The following is a 23,427-nucleotide window of genomic DNA, read 5'->3' as shown; positions in this document are numbered from 1 at the left end:
ATGACCGCCACCGACGCACCGGCCCCGTCCACCGCCGGGGAACAGGCGCGCGTGCGCTGCGACATCGCCGACGGCGTCGCCCGCGTCCAGCTCGCCCGGCCCCGCGCCCGCAACGCCGTCGATCTGGAGATGTGCCGGCAACTGCGGGCCGTCTTCGAGGACCTCGACGCCGACGACGACGTCCGTGTGGTGCTGCTGTCCGCGCAGGGCCCGGCGTTCTGTGCGGGCGCCGATCTGAAGGAGCGGGCCGGCCGGGACGCCGCCTGGGTGCGGCGCAGGCGGCAGGCGTCCTTCGCCGCGTACGAGGCGATCGAACGCTGCCGCCGCCCCGTCGTCGCACTGCTGCACGGGCCGGTCGTCGGCAGCGGGGGCGAGATCACCCTGGCCGCGGACTTCGCCGTCGCCGCCGACGACACCACCTTCCGTTTTCCCGAACCGCACTGGGGCACGGTCGGCGCCACCCAGCGCCTCCAGCGCGTCATCGGAGCGCGCCGCGCCAAGGAACTGCTGTTCACCAACCGCGTCATGCCCGCCGCCGAGGCAGCCGAACTCGGCGTCGTCAGCCGCGTCGTGCCCGGCGATCAGCTCACCCGGACCGGCGAGGAGATCGCCGCGTCGATCGCCGAGGCGCCGCCACTGGCCATCGCCCTCACCAAACGCGCCGTCGACCTCGGCGGCGAGACCGACCTCGACCGCGGCATCAGGATCGAGATGGCGGCCATCGAGCAGTGCCTGGCCGACGGCGGCTGGCGCGACGGAGTCGAGCGCTTCGCCCGCCGTGACGCCGACGCCCTCCGCACCGCCCCCCGCACCCCGAAGGAGGAAGAACAGTGACGGACCTCGCCGCCGTATGCCCCCTGACCGCGCACGAGGCGCTGGAGCGTGCCGCGCTCCTGGCCCCCGACGTGGAGGCCGTGGTCACCGCCGAGGAGCGCATCACCTTCCGCGACCTCGCCGCCGAGGTCCGCCGTGTCCGGGCCGCACTCACCACCGCCGGCATCGGCCGAGGCGACCGGGTCGGCCTCTGTCTCGGCAACGGGCCGCGCTGGGTCGCCCTGTTCGTCGCCCTCGGCTCCGTCGGCGCGGTGACCGTGCCGGTCAACACCCGCTACAGCGCCGACGAAGTGCACCACACCCTGGCTCACGCCCAGGTCAGCACGCTGTTCGTCGCGGACCGCGTGCTGCGCGTCGACTTCCACGCCGTCCTGCGCGAGATCGGCGTCGGCGCGGACGCCACGCCCACGTGCCCGACGCTGCCCGCTCTCGAACGGGTCGTGGTGTGCGGGGACGCGGTGCCCGACTGGGCGACACCGTGGCCGGAGTTCCTGGACGCCGGCGATGTCGAGGTCCCCGCCACCGGCACCCCGGACGACATCCTGCTCGTCCAGTACACCTCCGGCACGACCTCACGGCCCAAAGGCGTCCTGCTGACCCATCGCAGCATGTGCGCCGACGCATTCTTCTCCGGCGCCCGCCTCGGCCTGCGCCCCGGCGACCGCTTCCACAGCGCGCGGCCCTTCTTCCACGTGGCGGGCAGCACCCTGTCCGTCCTCGCCTGTCTCCAGCACGCCACGACGCTGGTGACCATGCCACGGTTCGAACCCGGCGAAGCACTGCGGCTGTTGGAGGAGGAGCGCTGCACCCACTTCTCCGGCAACGACACCATCGCGCTGATGCTGCTCAACCACCCCGACCGCGCACAGCGCACCCTGCGCCTGCGCGGCGCGTGGGTCGCCGCCTCCCCCACCGTGATCCGCCGGGTCATCGACGAACTCGGCGCCACTGAGTGCGTCGCCGGGTACGGCCTGTCGGAGGCGTCCCCGAACGTCGCCCAGTCCTGCTGGTGGGAGGAGGACGCGGTACGGGCCTCCGGCGCGATGCTGGTGGAACCCGGCGTAGAGGTCCGCATCCGGGCCCTGGACGGCAGCCGCGACTGCGGGCCCGACGAACCCGGCTCGATCCTCGTCCGCGGCTGGAACGTGATGCAGGGCTACCTCGACGACCCCGAGGCCACCGCCGCCGCCGTCGACCCCGACGGATGGCTGGCCACCGGCGACGTCGGCGCCCTCGACGCCTCCGGGAGGCTGCACTTCGCGGGCCGCACCAAGGACATCATCCGGGTCGGCGGCGAGAACGTCGCCCCGGCCGACATCGAGGACGTCCTGCACCGGCACCCCGGAGTCCGGCAGGCCGTCGTGGTCGGTGTGCCCGACGAACGGCTCATGGAGGTGCCGTTCGCGTTCGTCGTCCTCACCGAACCGGGCGGCCCCACCGAACAGGAACTGATCGACTGGACCCGCGCCCGCGTGGCCGGCTTCAAGGTGCCCCGGCACTTGCGCATCGTGGACGGCTTCGAGGGCATCGGCATGACGGCCAGCTCCAAGGTGCAGAAGAACCGCCTCGCCGCCCACGCCCGCACCCTGCTCGAACGCGACGACCGCACCGACTCCAAGGCCGTGGCATGACCCGTATCCGTACCCGAATCCCCACCCCCGTCACCGAGTTGCTCGGCATCGACCTGCCAGTGATCCAGGCCGGCATGTCCTGGGCCTCCTCCAGCTCGGCGCTGCCCCTCGCGGTCAGCCGGGCGGGCGGGCTCGGCGTGGTCGCCGCGGGCCCGATGCGCCTGCCCGGCCTCGCCCGCACCCTGGACGAGACGGCCGCCGGCACCGACCGGCCCTGGGCGGTGAACCTGCCCCTCTACCGGGCGGGCGCCGACGAGGTCATCGAGCTGCTGCTGTCCCGCCGCCCGCCGGTGCTCATCGCCTCCCAGGGCGGGCCTCGCCGCTACCTGGACCGCTTCCACGACATCGGCACCCTCTGCCTGCACGTCGTCGCCGGGGTCGAGCACGCCCGCAAGGCCGCCGACGCGGGCGTGGACGGCCTGGTCGTCGTGGGCGCCGAGGCCGGCGGCCACCCGCCGCCCGCCATGGTCACCACGCAGGTGCTGGTACGCGCGGTGGTCTCCGCCGTGCCCGGAGTGCCGGTCATCGCCTCCGGCGGCGTAGCGGACGGCGCCGGACTGGCCGCCATGCTCGCGCTCGGCGCGGGCGCCGCCCAGTTCGGCACCCGGTTCCTGGCCACCGAGGAAGCGACCGTGCACCCCGCCTACAAAGCGGCCGTCGTCGCCGCCGGTGTCGACTCCACCCGTACGGTCGGCCACGGACTCGGCATGATCCGCGCCCTGGAGAACGACTTCACGCGGCGCATGACCCGACTGGAGGAGGAAGCCGCCGAACTCGACGTGCGGCGCGGTGAGTTCCGGTCCGCCAGCCTCAAGGACGCCGCGCTCGACGGCCTGGTCGACAGCGGCAAGGTGGAGGCGGGCCAGTCCGCCGGGCTCGTCGACGCGGTGCTTCCCGCGGCGGGTGTGGTCGAAGACATCGTCGCCGAGTACCGCCGAGCGGTCACCGCACTACCACTGCCGGTCGAGGAACCGATCCTGGCCCCGGCCACAGGGGATCACTGACGAAGGCGGCTCCCCGGAGCGCCGCCCCGGCTCCGCGGCTGCCTCATCGGCGAGGACCGCTCCAGGTGGCGTGTCGAGGGTGCAATGGCGGGCATATCGCCACGACCATGGGCTCCATGAGCGATCTCACCGGCCCCGCCCTGCTGTCCGACCCGCTGCGTACGAAGGGAACCGCGTTCACCGAACCCGAGCGCGCCGAACACGGGCTGCGTGGGCTGCTTCCGTACGCGGTGACCAGCCTGGACGAGCAGGTCCGTCGCTCCTGGGGCCAGATCGACCGGCAGGCCGACGACCTCCAGCGCTATGTGTACCTGCGCTCCTTGCAGGACCGTAACGAGGCCCTCTTCTATGCCGTACTGGCCCACGACGTACCGACCGCGCTCCCCCTCGTGTACACCCCGACCGTCGCCGAGGGCTGCAAGCACTTCTCCGAGCTGTGGCAGCGTCCGCGCGGGCTCTACCTGTCCTGGCCGCACCGGGACCAACTGGTGGAGATGGTGCGCAACCGCCCCCGCAAGGACGTCGACGTCATCGTCGTCACCGACGGGCAGCGCATCCTCGGCATCGGCGATCAGGGGGTCGGCGGGATGGGTATCCCGGTCGGCAAGCTCTCGCTCTACACGCTGATCGGAGGCATCGACCCGGCGCGGACCCTGCCGGTCCTGCTCGACGTCGGCACCGACAACACCGACCTGCTCGACGACCCGTTCTACCTGGGGTGGCGGCACCGCCGCATCGACGACGACGACTACTTCGCCTTCGTGGACGCGTTCGTGGAGGCGGTGCGGGCCGAACTCCCGGAGGTGCTGCTGCAATGGGAGGACTTCGCCACCCCGCACGCGGCACCGATCCTGGAACGTCACCGGGACCGGCTGCTCACCTTCAACGACGACATCCAGGGCACGGCCGCCGTCGCGCTCGGCGCGCTGCACGGGGCGAGCGAGGTCGCCGGCGCCCCGCTGAAGGAGCAGCAGGTGGTGATGGTCGGCGCGGGCTCCGCGGGCATCGGCGTCCTGGACATGGTGCGTCAGGAGATGGTCGACGAGGGCCTGTCGGACGCGCAGGCCCGCGCACGCTGCTGGGTTCTCGACGTCGACGGCCTGCTCACCACCGATCGCGACGACCTCGCCGAGGACCAGCGTGCCTTCGCGCATGACCCCGCCGATGTCGAGAGCTGGGGCACGCACGGGACCCCGCAGCTGACGGACGTCGTCGAGAACCTGCGCGTAGGAGTCCTGCTCGGACTCTCCACGGCACAGGGCGCGTTCACCGAGGAGATCGTCCGGACCATGGCCGCGAAGGTGGACCGGCCGATCATCTTCCCCTTGTCCAACCCCACGGCGAACGCCGAGGCCCGGCCGGCAGATCTGGATGCGTGGACCGATGGCAAGGTCCTGGTCGCGACGGGCTCGCCCTTCCCACCCCTGCACCGCGACGGCGCCGACGTCCCGGTCGCGCAGTGCAACAACGTCTACGTCTTCCCGGCCGTGGGACTGGCGGTGACCTCGGCGCGGGCGAACCGGGTGACGGACGCGATGATGCGGGCCGCGGCCCGCGCGCTCGGTGACGCCTCCCCGGCTCTCGAGGACGCGAAGGCTCCGCTGCTCCCGGCGTGGGCGGACGTTCGGGACGTGGCCGATGGCATCGCGCTGGCTGTGGCGCGGCAGGCCGTCGCCGACGGTGTCGCACCGGATGCCTCCGACGACGATCTGCGCACCGCGATCCGGGACACCCGATGGACGCCCGGCTACTGAGCGACAGAGCGGCTGTTGAGCGTGGCTGAGTCGCCCTGGAAGGCCGCGCCTCTCAGCGGGCCGCTGCGGCGCTCGCGGCCGGCATGGGAGTGGGCCGGTTCGTCTACACCCCGATCCTCCCTCTGATGCACACTCAGGCGGGCCTGTCCGCCGACGCCGGCGCGCACCTGGCCACGGCCAACTACGTCGGCTATCTCGCCGGGGCGCTCGCCGGCATCCTGGCCCCGGCGCTGGTCCGTTCCCGCATCGCGCTGCGCGGGTCCCTGGCTCTGCTGACCGGCACCCTCGCCGCGATGCCGCTCATGCACACCACCACCGCCTGGGGCCTCCTGCGGCTGCTGGCCGGCGCGGCGAGCGCCCTGGTGTTCGTCGTCGCCGCCGGATCCCTCCTCCACCACCTGCGGGATCACCCACCTCACCTGTCCGGCTGGGCGTTCGGCGGGGTGGGAGGCGGCATCGCGCTGTCCGGCCTGCTGATCCTGCTGCTGCGCCCCGTCGCCGACTGGCGGGCCGCCTGGTGGGCCGCCGCCGCTCTCACGACCGCGCTCGCCGCCGCCTCGTGGAACCTGCGACCCGAGGAAGCGCCGCTCGCTCCGCCGGCGAAGGCCAAGGCGAAGGGCAACGGCAACGGCAACGGCAAGACGAAGGTCAGCGGCACAGCAGGCACACACCGCCATTTCGGTGCGCTGCTCGTCAGTTACACGCTCGAGGGCGTCGGCTATATCGTCGCCGGAACCTTCCTCGTCGCGGCGATCGGGCAGGGATCCGAGGAGTGGGTAGGCAGCGGCGCCTGGGTCCTCGTCGGGCTGGCCGCCGTACCGTCCGCGGCCCTGTGGGCCCGGCTCGGCCGCCGCTGGTCGCGCCCGGGGCTGCTGTTCACCGCTCTCCTGATCCAGGCGACCGGCATCGCCTTGCCTGCCCTGGTCGGCGGGACCGCCGCCGCTCTCGTCTCGGCGGTGCTGTTCGGAGCCACGTTCATCGGCGTCAGCGCGCTGGCCCTGGCGGCCGGAGCGCACCTGCGGTTTCCCCGCTCGGTAGCCCTGCTGACCGCCGGATACTCGGCCGGCCAGATCGGCGGACCGCTGCTCGTCGCGCCCTTGCTGCACCACGGTTATGACCGGGCGCTTCTGCTGGCCGCCGCCGTCGTCCTCGCCGCGGCCGCGTCCGCCGCAGTGCTGCGCATCGGCTTCCCCCACCGCGTAGTCACGGAGGGAGGACGCGCAGCCCCCACCGGACCGGAAGCAGCGACCGGGACGACCCTGGTCGCTACGACCGCCTCCGACACTCACGCCCCGCGCTCACGGGCGCTCGGGCACAGCCGGGGCGAGGCCGGCCGACCATAAGCGGGGGCTGACCGCAGGTCCCGCACTGTGGCTGCCCCCACCCGCGAATGGGCAGCCACCCCGAGTGACCTTGTCGTGACGCCTGCCTAGCGTTTGCTCCATGCCACCCTCCCTCATCACCGCGACGCTACGCAGACGCACCGGCGTGGCAGCTCTGTTGACGGCTCTCGTCGTGCCCGTCGCCCCGGCCGCCGCCCAATCGCCCGCCGCCGGACGGCACGCCGTGTGCGAACCGCGCGACGAACTGCGTCAGTCGCTGCGCACGCTCATCGACCGTGACCGGATCACCGGTGCCGCGGTCCTGATCACCGACACCGCTCCGGGAGCGCCCTGCGAGGTTCGGGCCGAGACCGCCGGGACGGCCGACCGGGCGACGGGCCGTCCCATGAACGCGACCGACCGGTTGCGTGCGGGCAGCGTCACGAAGACGTTCACCGCGACCGTCGTACTCCAACTCGCCGCCGAGCACCGGATCGCCCTCGATGCCCCCGTAGACCGGTACCTGCCCGGTCTGATCCGGCGCAACGGCTACGACGGCCGCCGCATCACCGTACGACAGCTGCTGCGGCACACCAGCGGTCTGCCCGACTATCTCGACGCCCCCGAGTGGGAACACCCCGAACGCATCCGCTACCGCCACTTCGAGCCGCGCGAACTCGTCGCCCGCGCCCTCGACCTGCCGCGCCCGAGTCACACCTGGCACTACGCCACCACCAACTACCTCCTCGCGGGCCTGATCATCCACGAGGTCACCGGCCGCTCCCCCGAGGCGGAGATCACCCGCCGTGTGATCCGCCCCCTCGGTCTGCGTGACACGTACTGGCCCGGGGAGGAGACCCGCATCCACGGACCGCACTCGCGCAGCTACTTCACGGCCGAGGACGGCCGCCTCGTCGACGGCACCGCATGGAACACGACGTTCGGCGGGGTCGGCGGCGCGCTGATCTCCACACCCGCCGACCTGACCCGGTTCAGCACCGCGCTCCTCGGCGGTGATCTGCTGCCCGCGGGCCAACTGGCCGACATGCGGCGCACCGTGGCCGCCGATCCCGACCGGCTCTGGCCCGGTGCCCGCTACGGGCTCGGCCTGATCTCCTCCCCGCTGCCCTGCGGCGGCCTGTGGTGGGGCCATGCGGGAACCGTGCCGGGAGGCCACCGGGCGCTGACCGCCGTGGGCCCCGGCGGGCGGAGCGTCGCCGTCGCGCTCAACCAGGTACCGGCCACGCTCCAGGCCGAACAGGACTTTCTCGACGTCGTCCGGACCGCCTTCTGCGAGGACCCGCCTTCGAAGGAAGCGACGACGCACCCGACAGAAGGGAAGCATCAGTGATCCGCTCAGCCCACTCGCCGCGAAACGCCGCCAGGTCGGCGAGAAAGGCGGCCCTGGGGATGGCCGCCACCGCACTCGCCCTGACCGCGCTGCCCGCCACCGCTCTCCAGGCCCGAGCCGACACCCACCCGCTCGCCTCCTATCACCATCAGCGTCTCGGCTGGAAGAGCTGCGTGCTCGGCCCGAACGACACGACCGGCAAGGAGCTCGAGCAGGCCGGCGCCCAATGCGCCGACGTGACCGTACCGTTGGACTACAGCGACCCCGACGGCCGTACGATCACCGTCGCAATCTCCCGGATCCGCGCCACCGACACGGGCCACCGCGCCGGACCGCTGCTGCTCAACGGCGGCGGACCCGGCGGGCAGACACTCGGCGACCCGCCCTGGGTCCGCAAGGCGATGAAGGACGTCGCCGCACGCTACGACGTGGTGGGCGTGGACCCCCGTTTCGTCGGCCGATCCACCCCGCTGGACTGCCACTGGCCGACCGGCTCCGCATTCCGGAGCGCGGGCGCGGACCGCGCCGGTTTCGACCGCATGGCGGCTTTCTCCCAGGACCTCGCCCAGCGCTGCCGGCAGCACGCAGGCGACGTCCTGCCGTACGTCACCACCCGGAACACCGCCCGCGACATGGACGTCATCCGCGCCGCGCTCGGCGAGCGGCGCATCTCCTATCTGGGGTACTCGTACGGCAGTTACCTGGGCGAGGTGTACGCCACCATGTTCCCCACCCGCACCGGCCGGGTCGTCCTGGACGGTGTCATCGACCCGGACCGCTACGGTCCCCGGCTCCTGCGGGGCAGCGAGAAGGCCAACCGCCACGCCCTGGAGGGATGGGCCTCATGGGCTGCCGCCCGTCACACGACCTACGGCCTGGGCCGTACCCGTACAGCGGTACTGGCGACCGTGGACCGCGTCCAGGCCGCCGCCACCCGCACACCCCTGCGGCTCGCAGACCACCGGGTGGACGAGCACATTCTTCCCCTCGTCCTCTTCAACGGACTCTCCCAGGACGATGACGCCGCCTACGCGGACTTCGCCCGGGGAGTCCAGGACCTGCGGCGCGCGGCGAACGGACACGACGTCGCCCCCTCCCCCTGGCTCGCGGGTGTCCTCGACTTCGAACTGACCGGCACCGACTCCGCCTACGGCAGCGTCCAGACCGCGATCCTGTGCGGCGACGCCGCCGCCCCGAAGAACCCGGACGTCTACTGGCGCGATGTCCAACGTGCACGCGCGCAAGACCCCTTGTTCGGCCCCGTCACCAACAACCTCAATCCCTGCGCCTTCTGGGACCCGCCCCGCGAGCAACCGACCGGCATCAGGGCCGACCTGCCCGCCCTCCTCGTCAACGCCACCGGAGATCCCCGCACCACCTACGACGGCGCCGCAGCGATGCACCGAGCCTGGCCCTCGTCCCGCCTGGTCACCCTGCGCGGCGCTGACCAGCACGCGGTGTACGGCGTCTACGGTTCCTCGTGCGTCGACGCCACGGTCAACGCCTACCTCGCCACCGGGCGTCTGCCGGCCAAGGACATCAACTGCGACGCACACCCGGTGAGCGCCTCTGAGCACGACTGATTTCCGGCTCTCGCAACCACGACCCGGTCACCACCTGGCGCGCAGCACACCGTCGCTGTCGGGCAGAGCGGCGTGGAATAGCGGATGGCGATCGTCGAGGGCCAGGGGCAGGAAGCAGGCCGCCTTTGCCCCCTTCACCAAAGCGGTGAGCTGTCGGTGGTCGGTCTCGTCGACGGTCACGTGGCGGATTGTTCCGTTCGGTTCTTCCCAGACGAAGTCCACGGTCGCGTACTCAGGATACGAGGCGAGGACCGCGTCGACATCAGGGGCAAGGTCCGGCCAGATGGTCAGGAGCGCGCGGGGCCCGAGCGCGGCGCGGACGGTGTCGAGGTTGTTCTCGGTGAGGCGGTGCCAGCGGGTGGCGTTGCCGAGGTAGGTCTCTTCCAGGAGGAGCGTCTGTGGTGCGGCCAGTTCTGCGCGGACTTGTAGCCAGAAGTCTTCGTCCGCAGCCTGTGTCACCTCGGGTTCCTCCAGGTCCGCGGCGTAGGGCGAGGCCGTGATCGGTTGCGCGAACAGGCCGAGTTCACTGGTTCGGGCAACGGCTGCTTCGCAGGCCCGGTCGGTGCCGACGTACACGTACTGATCCCATCCGACGTGCACGGTGAACGTGTTCTGTTGCTCAAGTCGGCACCAGGCGCCCTGGCCGCGGAGCATGACCCGGATCAGTTCCAGTGCGACCGGCATGGAGACCTCGGCACCGTCGTGGTAGCCGGTGAGGTCCGGCGGGAACAGCCCGGCGAGGCCGTGTCCGTCGACCGGCGCCTCCAGGCCGAAGTTGACGAAGCCCGCGACCTGGGGTTCGCGAATCTCCAGCCGGTCGATTCCCGAGTCCCGCGCGAAGGCTGCGATCGCCTCCAAGTAGGCCGCTTCGACCGGCCCGTGGTCGCTCTCCGTGTCCTCGGAGCCGTTGTAGCGGCCGTGCTCGTCGCAGTGGGCGGGGTTGTACTTGGTTATCTGGTGAGCGAAGGCCGACGGCACGCTGCTCCCTGGTTCTGAAGGAAAGGGGTGTCAGCGTAATGCGTCATGATCTCCCGCCGGCCGGCGTCAGGGTGCGCTCTCCTGATTGCTGCGGTCGCCGCTTCCGAGCGGCGTCAAGATGAACACCCGTACCTGCCGACGGCTGCGTGTGGCGTACGCCGGCCTCGGGGAACATCGGTACAGCGGTTATCGGTGAGAACGATCATGGTCGTCTAGCACAGTGATCCACTTCGCCGCTGAGGTTCGGTGAAACGCCTCCAGGCCTGGTCCGGGGCTGGCTACCGGTCCGGCTCGTGCCGGTGGAGTTTCTGAGTGATGAGTTCTTTCCGCTGTTCATTTCTGTCTCACGGAGCCTGTGGTTCAGTCTCGGTGACGGGTGGGGGCATGAGGCAGTTGGGCTGACGGGAGTGCGCCGTGGCCCCGGAAGGGATCAGGGTGGAACTCGCCTTCGTACAGTCGGGGTTGCTGGGCCGGTACCTGGACAGTGAGGTGGTCTCGGCCGAGGAGGTGGCCGCGCTGCTGAAGCGGCGGGGACTGCTGGATGGCATGCCGGTGTTCCTGGACGACGAGACGATGATGCCGCTGCCCGCTCTTTCCGAGTGGGGCCGGTACCTGTCCACGGGCCTGCTCGACGAGACCACGCTGCGGGACTACGGGCGGATGGCAGCCCGATTGGACGGACATCTCGCCGGCTTGGGCAGCGATGTCCTGTCCGCGACGGAGTCCGACCTGGTCGCCTACCGCAACTGGCGGCGTCTGTGGCAGAAGAAGCCGGTCGCCGCCAGGACCTGGGGGAAGGAGGCATCCATCCTGGATGATCTCTACCGCTTCCTCGTCGCGCGCGGCTCCCTGCCGGCCCAGCCGGTGCGGCTGGCCGCCCGGGGCCGAAACGCCCTGGCTCCGGGCGTCCGGTCGAACATGGACATCCGGCACCTGACCTTCGAGCAGTACCGGTACTTCCGCGATGTCGGCCTGGGCGGTCAGCTGCCGGACGAACAGGTCAACCGGGGCTACCGGGGCTGGGCGCCGTTACGCAACCGGGCCGGATCAGACCTGGCCTTGGGTACGGGGGCGCGATGGCGCGAGTGGGCCACCGTGCTGCTGCCCGAGATGGGGCTGTGGCCCGGGATGCAGGGCGGCAGCGCCGAGTTCGAGGTCCAGGCGTGCGCGAAGTACGGCAAGGCCCGCACCCTCTACGTCCCCGAAGACGCTGCCGCGTCCGCTGATCTGTTCTGCATCCTCGAACGTCCAGATATTGTCCGCGCCGCCGCCAGGACCTTGGAGCGCAAGGCCCGCGACCTGTTCGTCGTCGCTGAAGTTGACGTCGCCGGTGGTGTGGTGCGCGGAACGCTGGACGGTGTCGACCGCGAGTTTCGTATGTCGGCCATGCCCGCAAAGCTGCGGCGGATCACCGTCTACGAGGGCGAGTTCGGGTTGGAGACCCTCACCTTGTTCGTCTGTCGGGGTGGGCTGATGCCCGGAGCAGACGCCTGGAAGGGGTACCGGCACCGAGCCTGGGAGTGGATGACCGCCCTTGCCGACTCCACTACGCCGCACCTGCCCGCGCGCAGGTGGAGATGGCACGACCTGAGGCACACTCACGCCCTGCAACTGCTGACCTACCTGGAGAACCTGATGGACGGCGAGGAGCCGGACCAGAAGGCCCGCAGTCGCCGCCACCACTCCTATCTGACTGGCCACATCCGCCATAACCCCCTGCTGATCGTCAGTCGCAGACTGGGGCATGCGGATCCATCGACCACGTATGAGTATCTGCAGTACACAGATGATCTGGTCAACGAGTTCGAGGCTGCGTTTCGGGGCTGGGTGGGCGACGACGACGCCACCTACGCCGAGATCGCAGCCCACGCCCTCGCGGGCGCCGCTGTCAGTACGACCGGCGGTCGGTGACGGTGGGGCGGACCAAGCAGGAGCGGGAGCGCCTCCTCGCGGCCTTGGAGAACCCGGTGCCGGCGGGCGGAGTCGGGCCCCGCGTCGTTCAGATTCCCCGGAACCTGCTCTGCATCGATCCTGCGGCCTACGTCTGTTCACGGTTGGCCGGGGAGTTGGCGGACGAGTGGGTCGAGTACACAGCGGCCACCGCCCTCGGGCGGCAAACGAGGAGCTACCGGAAGGCGATCGACAGTCTGTGCCGGTATGTGGACACGGCTCTCGGACCGGCCGCCGAGAAGGCGAGCCTGAGCGATGCGGATCTGTTCGACACACTGGTGGCCTGGGAGACCGCCCTGCCCGAGGACCTCGGCCCGGGATCCACGATTCCTTCAGCGCTGGCTTCGGCAATGCACTTGCTGATCGTGCGCCGTGATGACCACCAGGACCGGGCTGTTGCCCCCGCGCTGGCCCGCCTGGGTCGCCGCCCCGTGCTCATCGGCACCGGCGAGTCGACGGAGCGGGACGAGTTCACGCGGAAGGAGAAGCGTGCCCTGGTCCGTGCCGCCTGGCAGAGCGTTCACGCGACCCGCAAGCGCCTGGACGACGGCTGGGCGCTTGCGGCAACCGGGCGCCATCCCGACCAGGGAAGTTGGACCAGTATTCCGGACCTCCTCTGGGGCCTGGCCCACGAGCAGATCACCCCTTGCGACATGCGCGACACGATTCCTGCTCTCCGGCAGTGGCCAGAGCCCCTGCGGGCTCTCGCCGCCAGACCCGACGGGACCTCCAGCAGATCCATGGCGCGGTCCCAGCTGTGTCGTCGTCTCATCGCCCAGTTGTATCCCACCACCCTTGACCTGCAAGCCTTCCGTGTTCTGCTGATGGACGCCACCGGGCACGCCTCCGAGGAGGTCACCGCCTTCGGTGAGTCGGACGTGGAGTTCCTACCCAAAGGCGTTCGCCTGACCCTGCTGAAGCAGCGCGCGGGCTGGCGCCGCCACCGGGCCTTCCGCGACCAGGCCCCCGTCGCCGTCGCGCCCGAGCAGGACGACGAGCCGGACGGGCCGGTCATCCTGGACATGCCGCGACGAGAGGCGAGCGAAGTGGTCCGCCAACTCCTGGACATCACCGCGCGCGTCCGCCCGAAGGCCGCTGACATCACCGACACCCTCTTCGTCCACGCCACGGTCCAGAGCGGCTACGGCCTGGTCTTCGACAGGTGGAACCCCAATGCCACGAGCGCAGGGTTCGGGCATTGGATCGAGATGATGGGCGTCGAGATCAACGGCGACCGGCACATCGGACGTCTGCGCAAATCCACGAAGGTGGAGAAGGCCATCGTCACCGAAGGGCGGATCAGCGCGGCCGCGGACGACCACACAGAGGAGACCTTCGCCGGGCACTACGCCCAGGGCACCACGCTGCGGATCATGTCCGGCCGCACCATCGCCACCGCTCAACAGCACTGGTTCGACCAAGCCCTCAACCGGGTCGACGGCCCGACCATCCTCGACGACGCCGAGGACGAGGTCGACAGTGACCTGCTCCAGGCCACCGGACTCTCCTTCCAAGAGGCCGAGGACATCATGAACGGCCAGCTCGACATGGGCGTCAGCCACTGCAGGAGCCCTCGCCAGTCGCCCTTCGGACGTCCGGGGGAACTGTGTCCGGTCGCGCCCCTGAGCTGCCTGGAGTGCGGAAACGCCTGGATCCTGCCCTCCAACCTGCCGCAGCTGCTGCTGTTCGGGGAACACCTGGAACGTGTGCGCTCCCTGTTGCCCCCGCACGCCTTCGACAGGGTCTGGGGACAGCGCTGGACGAACCTGCGCGCGGTGCTCGCCGACCGCACGCCCACCGAGCTCGCCCAGGCCCGCGAGCACATCGAAACCGGCCGGGTGGCCCTGGACCTGCCACTGAGCGCATACACGGAGTTCGACGCATGACCCAGCCTCTGCCCCAACAGCGCCGCTCGTCCCTGTTCCGCGACGACGAACCCGTCCTCCAGGGCCGGGCGCTCCTGCCCGACGCCAGCGGTCCCGTGTTCGGTGACCTGGAGGTATGGGACTTCACCACCTCGCTCAAGCGTCCCGCGAACGTGCACGTCAGCGGCTGGAAAGTCTGCTTCAGCAGCGAGTTGGAAGACCCGTACTGGAATCTTCTGGCGCGCGAGTTTTTCATGGCGCTGTCCAACCCGCACCACCCGGCCGTTCTGCGGCGTGGCGTCGTCCTCGGCACCCCCGCTGACCCGCAGACCCTGATCCAGCTCGCCTCGCGCCTGCGGACACTGGCCCGATGGGGACACAAGAACGGCCTCGCCCCTCAATCGGGCAGCTGGACTGCGGACGACCTGCGTCAGCGCATCCGCGACCTGGCCGCGGACGGCACCGCCAAGGCCACAGTCGCGGGACATGTGACAGCGTTGAAGACCCTGGCGATGGTGGAGCCCGCCCTGAGCCTGCCCTGGCCCGCCGGGGATCCCTGGCCCGGGCAGAGCGCCAGGGCAGTCGTGGACCTCACCGCCACAGCTGAGATCTCCACGCCCGTGGTCCCCCCGGAGGCGTGGTTCCCCCTGATCCGCGCCGCCTGGGCATACATCCACACCTTCGCCCCCGACATCCTTCGCGCCGACCAGCGGCTACGCGAGCTTCGCACCGTCGCCGAGCCCTCAGTCAAGGGCGCCGACTCCCGCCTGCGGGCCTGGCTGGCCGATCCCCGGAACAACGTCCCCGTCCACGCCGCGTCCGTCGAGGGACAAGCCCCACGGGTGAACTGGCACCTGATGACCCTGCTCCTCGGATATGAAGGGCATCGCGACACGATGCTCACCAACAAGCCCAGCAGGACATCGACGGGGCGCCGGGCTCTGATCGAGAACGCGGTGGCCACCGGCCGCTTCACACCCCATGCGTTGACCGGGGAGCTGGTGCAGGTCACCCGGCAGGACGGCAGCACGGGCCCGTGGCACCCCGGCATCGGCCCGCGGGCACTCATCGAGCTCAAGACGGCACTTCGTGATGCGGCATTCTCCCTGGTTGTGGGCTTGTCCATGATGCGCGACTCAGAAATCCACGAGATCTTGCGCGAGTCCGTCGTTGAGCACTACAGCACCCCAGCGATCGCATCGACCGAGATCAAGGGAACGGCTGACCGCCCGGGCGAGCACTGGTGGATCGCCGACCCGGTCGCCGAGGCCCTCGCCGTCGCTGAGGCCGTCTCCAGCCACCCCGATCGGGTCTTCGCTCCCGTCCACATCACGGGCCCGGACGGCACCATCGACGGCGTCAAGATGCTGGAGTCGTTCGTGGCAATCGTTAACGCCGGCTGTCGCTGGTCAGGGCTCGACGAGATTCCCCCGGCCTACATCCGACCCCATATGTTCCGCAGGACGATGGCGATGCTGACCGATCAGTTCCCCGGTTCGGAGATCGCCACCGGCATCCAGCTCAAGCACCTTGCCACCCGCGCTCTGGCCAACGCCAGCACCCGCGGCTACGCGGCCTCCGACAAGAACTGGGCAAGATACCTGCAAACCGCACTCGACAGCGCCAAGTTCCGCAAGATCAAGGACCTTTACCAGCGCCACACCGCCGGCGAGGAGATCGGATTCGGAGGCGGAGCCGACCGCGTCAAAGACGCCTTCGACAAGATCACCGCCACCGTCAAGGCCCGCAACGGAGACGCCCGCACCGCCGACAGCCTCCTGCACTCCGCGCGCATCCACGTCCGCTTCGGCGCGCTCAACCACTGCACCGCCGACCACGCCAACCCCGTCGGCGCTGTCTGCCTGGACAACGCCGTCGTCCCCGAAGGCCACGTCGGACCCCTCCACGAACGTTGCCGCCCCGACCGGTGCGGCAACAGCATGATCACCTCCGATCACCTGCCCTTCTACAACTCCCACGGGCGCAGACAACTGGAGATCATCAATAACCCACGCATTCCGACGGTCCGCCGCGAGCTCGCCGAGCGCGAACTCGACACCACCAATCGGGTTCTCGCGATGGCGAAGGGGGCTCACCCGTGACCGACCCCGCCAGCGTCGCCCCTCAGGACCAGGTCAGCCCGAAGACCGCAGCCGCTCTGCGCAGCGCGATGACCCGTCTCCTCGAAGGACGCCCAAAGCGCACAGACGGCCGGCTCACCAAAGAGAACCTCTACAAAGAAGCCCAGGTCAGTCGCGCGACCATGAACCGGGCTCTGGCCGTTCTAGCCGAGTGGGACGCCCACATTGCGGCCCACGGCAAGACCACCCCCGGCGAGTCCCAGCGCGATGCCGCCATCGCCGACCTCAAGAAGCGCCTCACCAAGAAGACTCAGGAGTGCACGCTCCTGGAGAACAAGCTGAAGGCCGCAGCCACCGCTATCGCCGCCCTCTACCACGACAACGAAGCCCTTCGACAGCAGCTGAACCGGAACGTCTCAGCCTCCGTCACGCCCATCCGGCCCCGCGGCCCCCAGCGACGCCGCTGAGCTCTTCTGGAGCCTCGTCGTTCCAGCCCGCCTGTCTCATGAAACGTGTCGAGTGCGGAGAGCTTCACTTATAGGCTGCGCTGCATGATTGTCCTTGACAGTAATGAGATTCGGCTGTTTCTGCCCGGAAGTGCTGCCCTTCAGCAGCTTACGGCAATCGCCAAACGGGCCAGACATACGATCGCTACAACCGACATGGTGCTTCGCGAAGTAGTTCGCCAGCACCATGCAAGGGTCATTTCTGTCGCTAAGGCGCTGGCTGATGCGCAACGCGAGTTCAATGACGCTGGCACCTGGATGGAGGGGCGCGCCCAAGTTCCTTTTCCCGATGGCAGATCTCGACGCTTTTTTGCCAACCGGGAAGTCAGGAATTTTGAGGAGGCCATTCGCAACGCCTATCGCGTGCTACCAACGCTTCCAGAGGATGCTTTGACGGCGCTCCAATGGGAGGCGGACCATCGGGGGCCTTGCCGCAACGGATCTGGTGCCCGGGATGCATCCATCTGGCTGACGGCGGCACGTGCTTGCGGAACGCCCGACTTGGACGCGTCGGGTCGACCGCTGCCAGTCATCTTCGTCTCACGGGACAACGACTTCTGCGTTCCCGGTGATGCAACTTCACTCGCTAAGGAATTGCGCTCAGAGAACACCGAACGCAAAATGATGACCCTCAAGAAGGGGGTTATGGAAGTTCTCGCAGACCTCGGATTCCCAAAGCGACGCGTCGATGCACAGGCAGTCAGCAGTCGCCTTGACTTTCAGAATGCACTAGTTGATGTTGCCGTGGACAAGGGGAACCTGTCCCCCCGACACTTGGACCGGATTGGCGAAGCGGAAACTGTATTCCACCTCCGTAAAGGCGCAGAGGCATACAAATGTCAAAGCGATGAGGTGACTCTGACCAGCATCTCCGGAATATGGGGCATCCGATTCGTGATTGAGCGCCTCCCGAGGCGCCCGGATGGCCGCGGGGGCGGTCAGAGGCTCTTGGGTGCTCCCATGACCATCGAGGCGACTGGGCTGATAGTTGAAGATCATGAAGAGCACTCAGTGACGATCGATATCGTCCCTGCCGCAGTCTGGTGAACCAACGGGCTGCGGCTCGCTCTGCCTGTGTCCTGCCCAGCGCTGGGTTCCATTGGCGCTGGGCTCAGAGGGTCCCGATGCCATCGCCGAAGCCGATGGGTCATGTCTCATGAGACACCTGCAACGCGAAGAAGACGAGCAGGCCGAGGCGTACGGGACGTTCGCCGAGGAGCCGACGAGGCCCGAGCTGGAGCGGTTCTTCTTCCTGGACGACGTGGACCGGGACCTGATCGCCTTGCGGCGGACGGAGCATCACCGGCTCGGGTTCGCGCTCCAGATGTGCACGGTTCGGTACGTCGGCCTGTTCCTGGAGGACCCGCTCGCGGTGCCGTGGCCGGTGGTCGAGCACCTGGCCGTGCAGCTCCGCATCGAGGACCCGTCCGTAGTCAAGCGGTACACGGAGCGGCGCCAGACGCTGTACGACCACGCGTGGGAGATCCGGGACGCCTACGGCTACCACCCCTACGAGGACGCCGAGTGGGGCCGTCGGTTCAGTACGTTCCTGCACGGACGGGCGTGGACGCACGCGGAGGGCCCGAAGGCGCTGTTCGACCACGCTGTGGGCTGGTTGCGCCGTCGCCGGGTCCTGCTGCCCGGGGTGTCCGTGCTGGCTCGGCAGGTGTCAGAGGCGCGGCAAGTCGCGGAGAAGCGCCTGCACGCCACGGTCGCGGGCGCCGCCCGCCGCGCGGACCCGGCGCTGCCCGGGGATCTGGTGGCGACGCTGAAGACGCCGGAGGGCTCGCGGTTCTCGGAGCTGGAGCGGCTGCGCCGGCCGCCGACGCGGACGACGGGCACGGCGTTCGCCCGCGCGCTGGAGCGGGTGGACGAGATCGGCGCGTACCGGCTCGGGCGGCTGAGGCTGTCGCAGATCCCGCCGAACCGGATGGCGGCGTTGGCCAGGTACGCGCTGGGGTCGAAGGCGCCGTTGCTGGAGCGGTCGGCGGAACCGAAGCGCACGGCGATGCTGACCGCGGTGATGCGGCACCTGGAGGCGAAGGCGATCGACGAGGCTCTGGACCTGTTCCAGGTCCTGATGGCCACTCGGCTGCTGAACTCGGCGAAGCGCAAGACGGAGAAGGAGCGGCTGTCGACACTGCCGCAGTTGGAGAAGGCTTCTCGGGTGCTCGCGCGGGCGGCGAAGGTGCTGTTCGAGGAGCTGGAGCTGGTCGAGGAGCAGGAGACGGACCTGGACGTGGCCGCGCTCTGGGCAGCCGTGGAGGAAGTCGCGCCGGTCTTCCGGCGCTGGCGCGGCGGAAGGTCGGGGTCAAGCCGCTGCTGCCGCGCGAGGTGGGCGACAAGCTCGTGCCGCCGGCGTGGCGCAAGGCGGTGTACGCCAACCCGGATCTGCCGCAGGGCGCGGTGGACCGAGACGCGTACGTGGTGTGCATGTGGGATCCGATGGCAGTTGACGACAGGGTTAGATGACGCCCGAGGTCCGATGTGGCGGCAGAAGTGGGGAACAGCGTGGCCAATCTCGTCTACAAGCGGGTGTCGACCGACCAGCAGTCCACCGCCCGCCAGGACCTCGTCCTGGCCGACGCCGGCATCGAGGACCCGGTCGTCTTCGAGGAGGACCCGGGCACCTCCAGCCGCCTCCACCCGCTCCAGCGCCCGAAGTTCGGCGAACTGCTCACCTACGCCCGGTCGGGCGACACCGTGCACATCTCCGAGATGTTCCGCCTCGTACGCGGCAACCAGCACATCCTCGATGTCCTCGAAGTCCTGCACCGCGACCAGCTCGCCCTGCGCATCCACGACGGCGCGTTCTCCGCCATGGACCTCACCGCCCGCCACCCGCGCACCGGCGAGCTGCTGTCCACCGTGAAGTTCATGGTGCAGACCCTCGCCGCCGCCGGCGAACTCCAGCGCGACCTCCAGCGCCAACTGACCTACGACGGACTGCGCGCCGCCGAGGCCAAGGGCAACAAGGGCGGACGCCGTCCCGCCCTTGCGGGCGACACGATCACCACCGTCCGCACCGCTTTCCTGGAAGGCCAGTCCATCGCCGCCCTGGCCCGCGAGCACAACGTCAGCCGCGGCGCCGTACGCACCGCCCTCGACGACCTCCTGCCGGAGCATGTCGCCGCAGCCGAAGAGATGCCGGCGCCGGAGCTGTCGGTCACCCTCGACATGCCGGGCAAGGTTGCCGACTTTCTCCGGGCGGCCACCCTGGAGCCTGTCGAGCGAGCCGCGCTCGACCAAGGGGCGACCGTCCGGCGCGGCCAGGGCTACACCCTGCGCGTCAGCGCCGTCCCCGCCGTACACCGAGGGCTCCTCGCCCGCTGCCAGCCGCTCGACGGCGTCCAGGGCGTCCCGGCGGTTCCGGCCCAGCGCAAGGCCCGCCGCGATTACGAGAACCGCGTCAGCACCCTCACGCCCTGAACAAGATCGTTCTCACCGATAACCGCTGTACCGATGTTCCCCGAGACCGTACGCGTCGGAGGAGGCATCAGGCGCAGGATCCGTTCGCGGGCGTCGTTCTGCTGTTGCGCTGTGAGCAGTCGGGCCCGGACCGGGATGAGGTGTCCTCGGAAGTCGAGCGCACTTGCGGCTGACCCTCCGGGTTCTCCGGGAGCTGCCAGTCGCCGTCGCGGTCGTCCTTCGCAAAGCGCGCGTCGAGGTCCGGGACGTGCAGGAAGCAGGCCAGCGCGGTGGCGGCCTGGAAGACGTCGATGGCGCGCTGGGTCATCGGCATGCCCAGACGCAGGAGGCGGGGATTGACTCCGCTCTGGATCGCGTCGACGAAGGGCCGCAGCACCTGGTCGTAGTGGGCCAGTGCGGCCGGCAGTTCGCCCGGGTGCCGGTTGATCTCACCGGCCAGGACGTGGGCACCGACCAGGCCGCCGGAGACTCCCATGCCGCTGTAGGGCGACGCGCAGTGGGCGGCGTCACCGGCCAGGACCACACGCCCCTCGGACCAGGTGTCGGTGCGGACCTGGACGATCTCCTGGGAGTAGAAGAACGGGCTTGTCTTCATGCCCTCGATGAAACGATCGGTCTGCCACCCGGCGTCGCGGAACCTGCTCGCCCAGAACTCCTGCTGCCGCTCGACGGGCGCTCGGTGGATCGCCGAGGCTTCCTCGGACTCCTCCCGTAGGACGAAGTACGCCTGCGTCTCGGTCGGGTTGTGGCTGCGGCGCATGATCTGGCGGCCGCCCGGGACCATGTAGGTGTCCCGGACGGTGCTGTCGGACGCGATGCGTGGGACGAACCAGTAGGCCATGTGGATGCCGACACGCCAGTACGGGTCGCAGCCGGCCGGTAGGAGCGCCCGCCGGATGCGTGATCCCTGCCCGTCCGCGCCGATCAGAAGGTCGTATGCGCCGGAGGACCCGTCGGAGAAGTGGGCGGTGACCGTGTGTTCGTCCTGCTCGAAGCCGTCCACGCTCATGTCGAAGACGTACTCGGTGTCGTCCTTGGTCGCGTCGTGGAGGATGCGGACCAGGTCGCCGCGCATGATCTCGTACTCGGAGGTGAGGGTCTGACGTCCCTTGCCCGAGGTGTTGGCCATGATCGTCGCCCGGGCCCTGCCGCGGGAGTCGACGAAGGCGACACCCGTCTCGTCCACGAGTCTGCCGCGGACGGCGTCGAGAAGCCCCATCCGCTCGACGGCCTCGACGCCCTGTCCTCGCAGGTCGACCTGGGCCCCGGCGTCCCGCAGCGCCGGAAAGCGCTCGACAACGGTCACCCGGTGGCCGCCGCGCGTAAGCCAGAAGGCCAGAGCCTGCCCCGCGACCCCGCCACCGGCGACGAGGACCCGCAGGGACTGCGTGCCCGATCTCTCCGCCTGCCCATCACTCCAAAATCTATCAGTGAAAGATTCCTTTCGAGAGTCATCTATCAGCGATAGATTGTCAACGTGACCAAGATGAACCGCGAGACTGTCATCGCCGAGGCGCTCAGCCTGCTGGACGAGGTCGGGCTGGACGCCGTCAGCACGAGACGGCTGGCGAAGCGGCTGAATGTGGAGCAGCCGTCGCTCTACTGGTACTTCCGCACCAAGAAGGACCTCCTCGCTGCCATGGCGGCTGCGGCGATGGCACCGCATGCGACCGCCCCCCTGCCGACGCCCGAGGACGACTGGCGCGACTGGTTCCTGGACAACACCCGCAGCTTCAGGCGCACCCTGCTGATGCGCCGGGACGGCGCACGGCTCCACGCCGGCAGCACTCCCACCGGCGACCTCGACCGGATCCACCGCAAGATGGACTTCCTCACCGCCTCCGGCGTGCCCGAACGGGATGCGCAGATGGCCATGCTGGCCGCCGGCCGCTTCACGGTCGGCAGCGTCCTGGAAGAACAGGCTGATCCTGGCCCCGGCGACGGCGCGGAGCCACCGGCCGGCGTGCCGGCGATCGATCACGAGTCGGCGTTCGAGGCGGGCCTCACCCTCATCCTGAACGGCCTCGTGCACCGTGTCGGGGAACGGCGGACGTGACCGGGACCGCCCGGGGCTCTCGTGATCCGGCGCAACCGGGACCGCCCCGGGCTCTCGTGATCCGGCGTAACCGGGTCCCGGAGGCATCGAGCTTTCGCCCTGGCCGCAGAAAGGGTGTGATGACGGTTCATGAGGAAGGCCATGTTCTGCGGCCGGGTGGGCTGGGTGTGAGGCTGGTCGAGGCGGGGAGGGAGTCGCCTGGATTGACTGGAAAGAGACCATGCGTGTGGATGAGGGCGTTCGGGCCACTCTGCGGATCCTGCTGGAGCACCTTGTTGCTGGTGTCGAGGAAGAGCAGATGGACCGCGCTCGCCGGGAGTTCCTCACCCGCGGATTCACCAAGATCTCCTTCCTGGCGCCGGAAGAGACAGAGAACGCGATCGCCGGCGAGATCGAGTCACTCGTCGAAAGCCACGGCGTACGGCGCGAGATGCGCTTCGACGAGACCGGCGGGACTCCTCGGCGGATGCGCAACGTCCGCCACCGGGAGATCCGGGAACACGGCTCCGTCATCCCGGCCGTATATCGATCCGCCGAATTCCGGGCGGCGCTGAGCCGTGTCGCGGGCGAGCGGGTTCTCGAGTGCCCGTACGAGCCCGAGCAGTACGTCATCACAGAGCTCCAGCATTCCGGCGACACCCACAGATGGCATGGGGACGATTACGGCTTCGCAGTCGTGTGGGTCGTGGACTGCCCACCTGTCGAACACGGCGGATTCGTCCAGTGCGTGCCCCGGACCCACTGGAACAGGACGGGGCGCCCGAGGGCGGGGTACTCCAGGGCGGGGTACTCCAGGACAGGGCGCTCCACGGGACTGCGTCGTCGGGGATCCGGATCAACTGCGTCGCCCTCGGCGACACCCGCACGCCATGCTCGCCCGGGAGGCCCGCCAACTCGGCCGGTCGGACGCGGACTTCCAGGAGCCGTGCTCACGATAGATGGCGGCGGCACCCTTTAACGCCACGGATGCTGGTGGCCCTGGCAGGTGGCCAGGCGTTTGCCGTCCGGGACGCCGAGGAAGCCTCCGCCGACTCCGAGGCGTTACAAGGCTCTGGACATGCCACATCTTGTCAGGCAAGTCAG

17 protein-coding genes and 1 pseudogene are annotated in these 23,427 nt (G+C 69.7%); 16 read left to right on the top strand and 2 right to left on the bottom strand.

Translation table 11 applies throughout. The features are described from left to right. From ABD366_RS32290 to ABD366_RS32260, 7 genes are all read left to right on the top strand, one after another. Positions 1 to 834 carry an enoyl-CoA hydratase/isomerase family protein gene (locus tag ABD366_RS32290; protein WP_324770997.1) on the top strand — a complete coding sequence of 278 codons (834 nt, stop codon included), beginning with the start codon at positions 1 to 3 and terminating at the stop codon, positions 832 to 834. Next, on the top strand, positions 831 to 2,465 hold the full coding sequence (locus ABD366_RS32285; protein ID WP_324770999.1) for an AMP-binding protein: 1,635 nt from the start codon (positions 831 to 833) through the stop codon (positions 2,463 to 2,465). Before ABD366_RS32290 ends, ABD366_RS32285 begins: the two co-directional genes overlap by 4 nt. Further along, on the top strand, positions 2,462 to 3,469 hold the full coding sequence (locus ABD366_RS32280) for an NAD(P)H-dependent flavin oxidoreductase (protein WP_324771000.1): 1,008 nt from the start codon (positions 2,462 to 2,464) through the stop codon (positions 3,467 to 3,469). Before ABD366_RS32285 ends, ABD366_RS32280 begins: the two co-directional genes overlap by 4 nt. Positions 3,470 to 3,585: 116 nt before the next feature. Next, positions 3,586 to 5,223: an NAD-dependent malic enzyme gene (locus ABD366_RS32275; protein WP_324771002.1), complete on the top strand. Its 1,638-nt coding sequence runs from the start codon at positions 3,586 to 3,588 to the stop codon at positions 5,221 to 5,223. 83 nt (positions 5,224 to 5,306) lie between these two features. Continuing rightward, entirely contained in the window at positions 5,307 to 6,566 is a 1,260-nt protein-coding gene (locus ABD366_RS32270) for a YbfB/YjiJ family MFS transporter (RefSeq protein WP_411293764.1), read from the top strand. Positions 6,567 to 6,666: 100 nt separating this feature from the next. Then, on the top strand, positions 6,667 to 7,896 hold the full coding sequence (locus tag ABD366_RS32265; protein ID WP_324771004.1) for a serine hydrolase domain-containing protein: 1,230 nt from the start codon (positions 6,667 to 6,669) through the stop codon (positions 7,894 to 7,896). A 59-nt stretch (positions 7,897 to 7,955) separates the two neighbouring features. Beyond that, entirely contained in the window at positions 7,956 to 9,479 is a 1,524-nt protein-coding gene (locus tag ABD366_RS32260) for an alpha/beta hydrolase (protein ID WP_324771005.1), read from the top strand. A 27-nt stretch (positions 9,480 to 9,506) separates the two neighbouring features. On the opposite strand, the gene ABD366_RS32255 is transcribed toward ABD366_RS32260, so the two are convergent. Further along, positions 9,507 to 10,457 (bottom strand): RNA-binding protein, encoded by a 951-nt coding sequence (locus tag ABD366_RS32255; RefSeq protein ID WP_324771006.1) that lies wholly within the window; start codon positions 10,455 to 10,457, stop codon positions 9,507 to 9,509. A gap of 414 nt (positions 10,458 to 10,871) precedes the next feature. Here ABD366_RS32255 and ABD366_RS32250 point away from each other — a divergent pair, with 414 nt between their 5' ends. From ABD366_RS32250 to ABD366_RS32220, 7 genes and pseudogenes are all read left to right on the top strand, one after another. Further along, positions 10,872 to 12,368 carry a site-specific integrase gene (locus tag ABD366_RS32250; RefSeq protein ID WP_324771007.1) on the top strand — a complete coding sequence of 499 codons (1,497 nt, stop codon included), beginning with the start codon at positions 10,872 to 10,874 and terminating at the stop codon, positions 12,366 to 12,368. After that, positions 12,365 to 14,293 (top strand): hypothetical protein, encoded by a 1,929-nt coding sequence (locus ABD366_RS32245; protein ID WP_324771008.1) that lies wholly within the window; start codon positions 12,365 to 12,367, stop codon positions 14,291 to 14,293. Before ABD366_RS32250 ends, ABD366_RS32245 begins: the two co-directional genes overlap by 4 nt. Next, the gene (locus ABD366_RS32240; protein ID WP_324771009.1) at positions 14,290 to 16,374 is read left to right on the top strand and encodes an integrase; all 2,085 of its coding nucleotides are present in this window, start codon (positions 14,290 to 14,292) and stop codon (positions 16,372 to 16,374) included. The genes ABD366_RS32245 and ABD366_RS32240 overlap by 4 nt, the downstream gene beginning before the upstream one ends. Continuing rightward, positions 16,371 to 16,820 (top strand): hypothetical protein, encoded by a 450-nt coding sequence (locus ABD366_RS32235; protein WP_324771010.1) that lies wholly within the window; start codon positions 16,371 to 16,373, stop codon positions 16,818 to 16,820. The genes ABD366_RS32240 and ABD366_RS32235 overlap by 4 nt, the downstream gene beginning before the upstream one ends. 84 nt (positions 16,821 to 16,904) lie before the next feature. Then, the gene (locus tag ABD366_RS32230; RefSeq protein ID WP_324771011.1) at positions 16,905 to 17,906 is read left to right on the top strand and encodes a PIN domain-containing protein; all 1,002 of its coding nucleotides are present in this window, start codon (positions 16,905 to 16,907) and stop codon (positions 17,904 to 17,906) included. Between the two features lie 109 nt (positions 17,907 to 18,015). Further along, positions 18,016 to 19,307, top strand: a pseudogene (locus ABD366_RS32225) (DUF4158 domain-containing protein); the annotation flags it as partial. Positions 19,308 to 19,370: 63 nt separating this feature from the next. Further along, positions 19,371 to 20,288, top strand: a complete 918-nt coding sequence (locus tag ABD366_RS32220) for a recombinase family protein (protein WP_324771013.1) — start codon at positions 19,371 to 19,373, stop codon at positions 20,286 to 20,288. A gap of 67 nt (positions 20,289 to 20,355) precedes the next feature. Here the strand turns inward: ABD366_RS32220 and ABD366_RS32215 are convergent, their stop codons facing one another. Next, positions 20,356 to 21,669: an FAD-dependent monooxygenase gene (locus ABD366_RS32215; protein WP_344443007.1), complete on the bottom strand. Its 1,314-nt coding sequence runs from the start codon at positions 21,667 to 21,669 to the stop codon at positions 20,356 to 20,358. Between the two features lie 105 nt (positions 21,670 to 21,774). Between ABD366_RS32215 and ABD366_RS32210 the strand changes: the two genes are divergently transcribed. Then, positions 21,775 to 22,344 carry a TetR/AcrR family transcriptional regulator C-terminal domain-containing protein gene (locus ABD366_RS32210; RefSeq protein WP_324771014.1) on the top strand — a complete coding sequence of 190 codons (570 nt, stop codon included), beginning with the start codon at positions 21,775 to 21,777 and terminating at the stop codon, positions 22,342 to 22,344. A gap of 220 nt (positions 22,345 to 22,564) precedes the next feature. Continuing rightward, on the top strand, positions 22,565 to 23,302 hold the full coding sequence (locus tag ABD366_RS43605) for a HalD/BesD family halogenase (RefSeq protein WP_425576995.1): 738 nt from the start codon (positions 22,565 to 22,567) through the stop codon (positions 23,300 to 23,302). Positions 23,303 to 23,427: the final 125 nt, after the last annotated feature.

This window comes from Streptomyces kunmingensis, assembly GCF_039533535.1.
Lineage (GTDB): Bacteria > Actinomycetota > Actinomycetes > Streptomycetales > Streptomycetaceae > Streptomyces > Streptomyces kunmingensis.
The sequence above is the reverse complement of the archived record's forward strand: the minus strand, read 5'-3'. Positions and strand labels throughout refer to the sequence as shown.

Coding starts and splice junctions, on each gene's coding strand:
- ABD366_RS32290 (WP_324770997.1), top strand. CDS start 1: ATGACCGCCACCGACGCACCGGCCCCGTCCACCGCCGGGGAACAGGCG.
- ABD366_RS32280 (WP_324771000.1), top strand. CDS start 2,462: ATGACCCGTATCCGTACCCGAATCCCCACCCCCGTCACCGAGTTGCTC.
- ABD366_RS32275 (WP_324771002.1), top strand. CDS start 3,586: ATGAGCGATCTCACCGGCCCCGCCCTGCTGTCCGACCCGCTGCGTACG.
- ABD366_RS32270 (WP_411293764.1), top strand. CDS start 5,307: ATGGGAGTGGGCCGGTTCGTCTACACCCCGATCCTCCCTCTGATGCAC.
- ABD366_RS32265 (WP_324771004.1), top strand. CDS start 6,667: ATGCCACCCTCCCTCATCACCGCGACGCTACGCAGACGCACCGGCGTG.
- ABD366_RS32260 (WP_324771005.1), top strand. CDS start 7,956: ATGGCCGCCACCGCACTCGCCCTGACCGCGCTGCCCGCCACCGCTCTC.
- ABD366_RS32240 (WP_324771009.1), top strand. CDS start 14,290: ATGACCCAGCCTCTGCCCCAACAGCGCCGCTCGTCCCTGTTCCGCGAC.
- ABD366_RS32230 (WP_324771011.1), top strand. CDS start 16,905: ATGATTGTCCTTGACAGTAATGAGATTCGGCTGTTTCTGCCCGGAAGT.
- ABD366_RS32210 (WP_324771014.1), top strand. CDS start 21,775: ATGAACCGCGAGACTGTCATCGCCGAGGCGCTCAGCCTGCTGGACGAG.
- ABD366_RS43605 (WP_425576995.1), top strand. CDS start 22,565: ATGCGTGTGGATGAGGGCGTTCGGGCCACTCTGCGGATCCTGCTGGAG.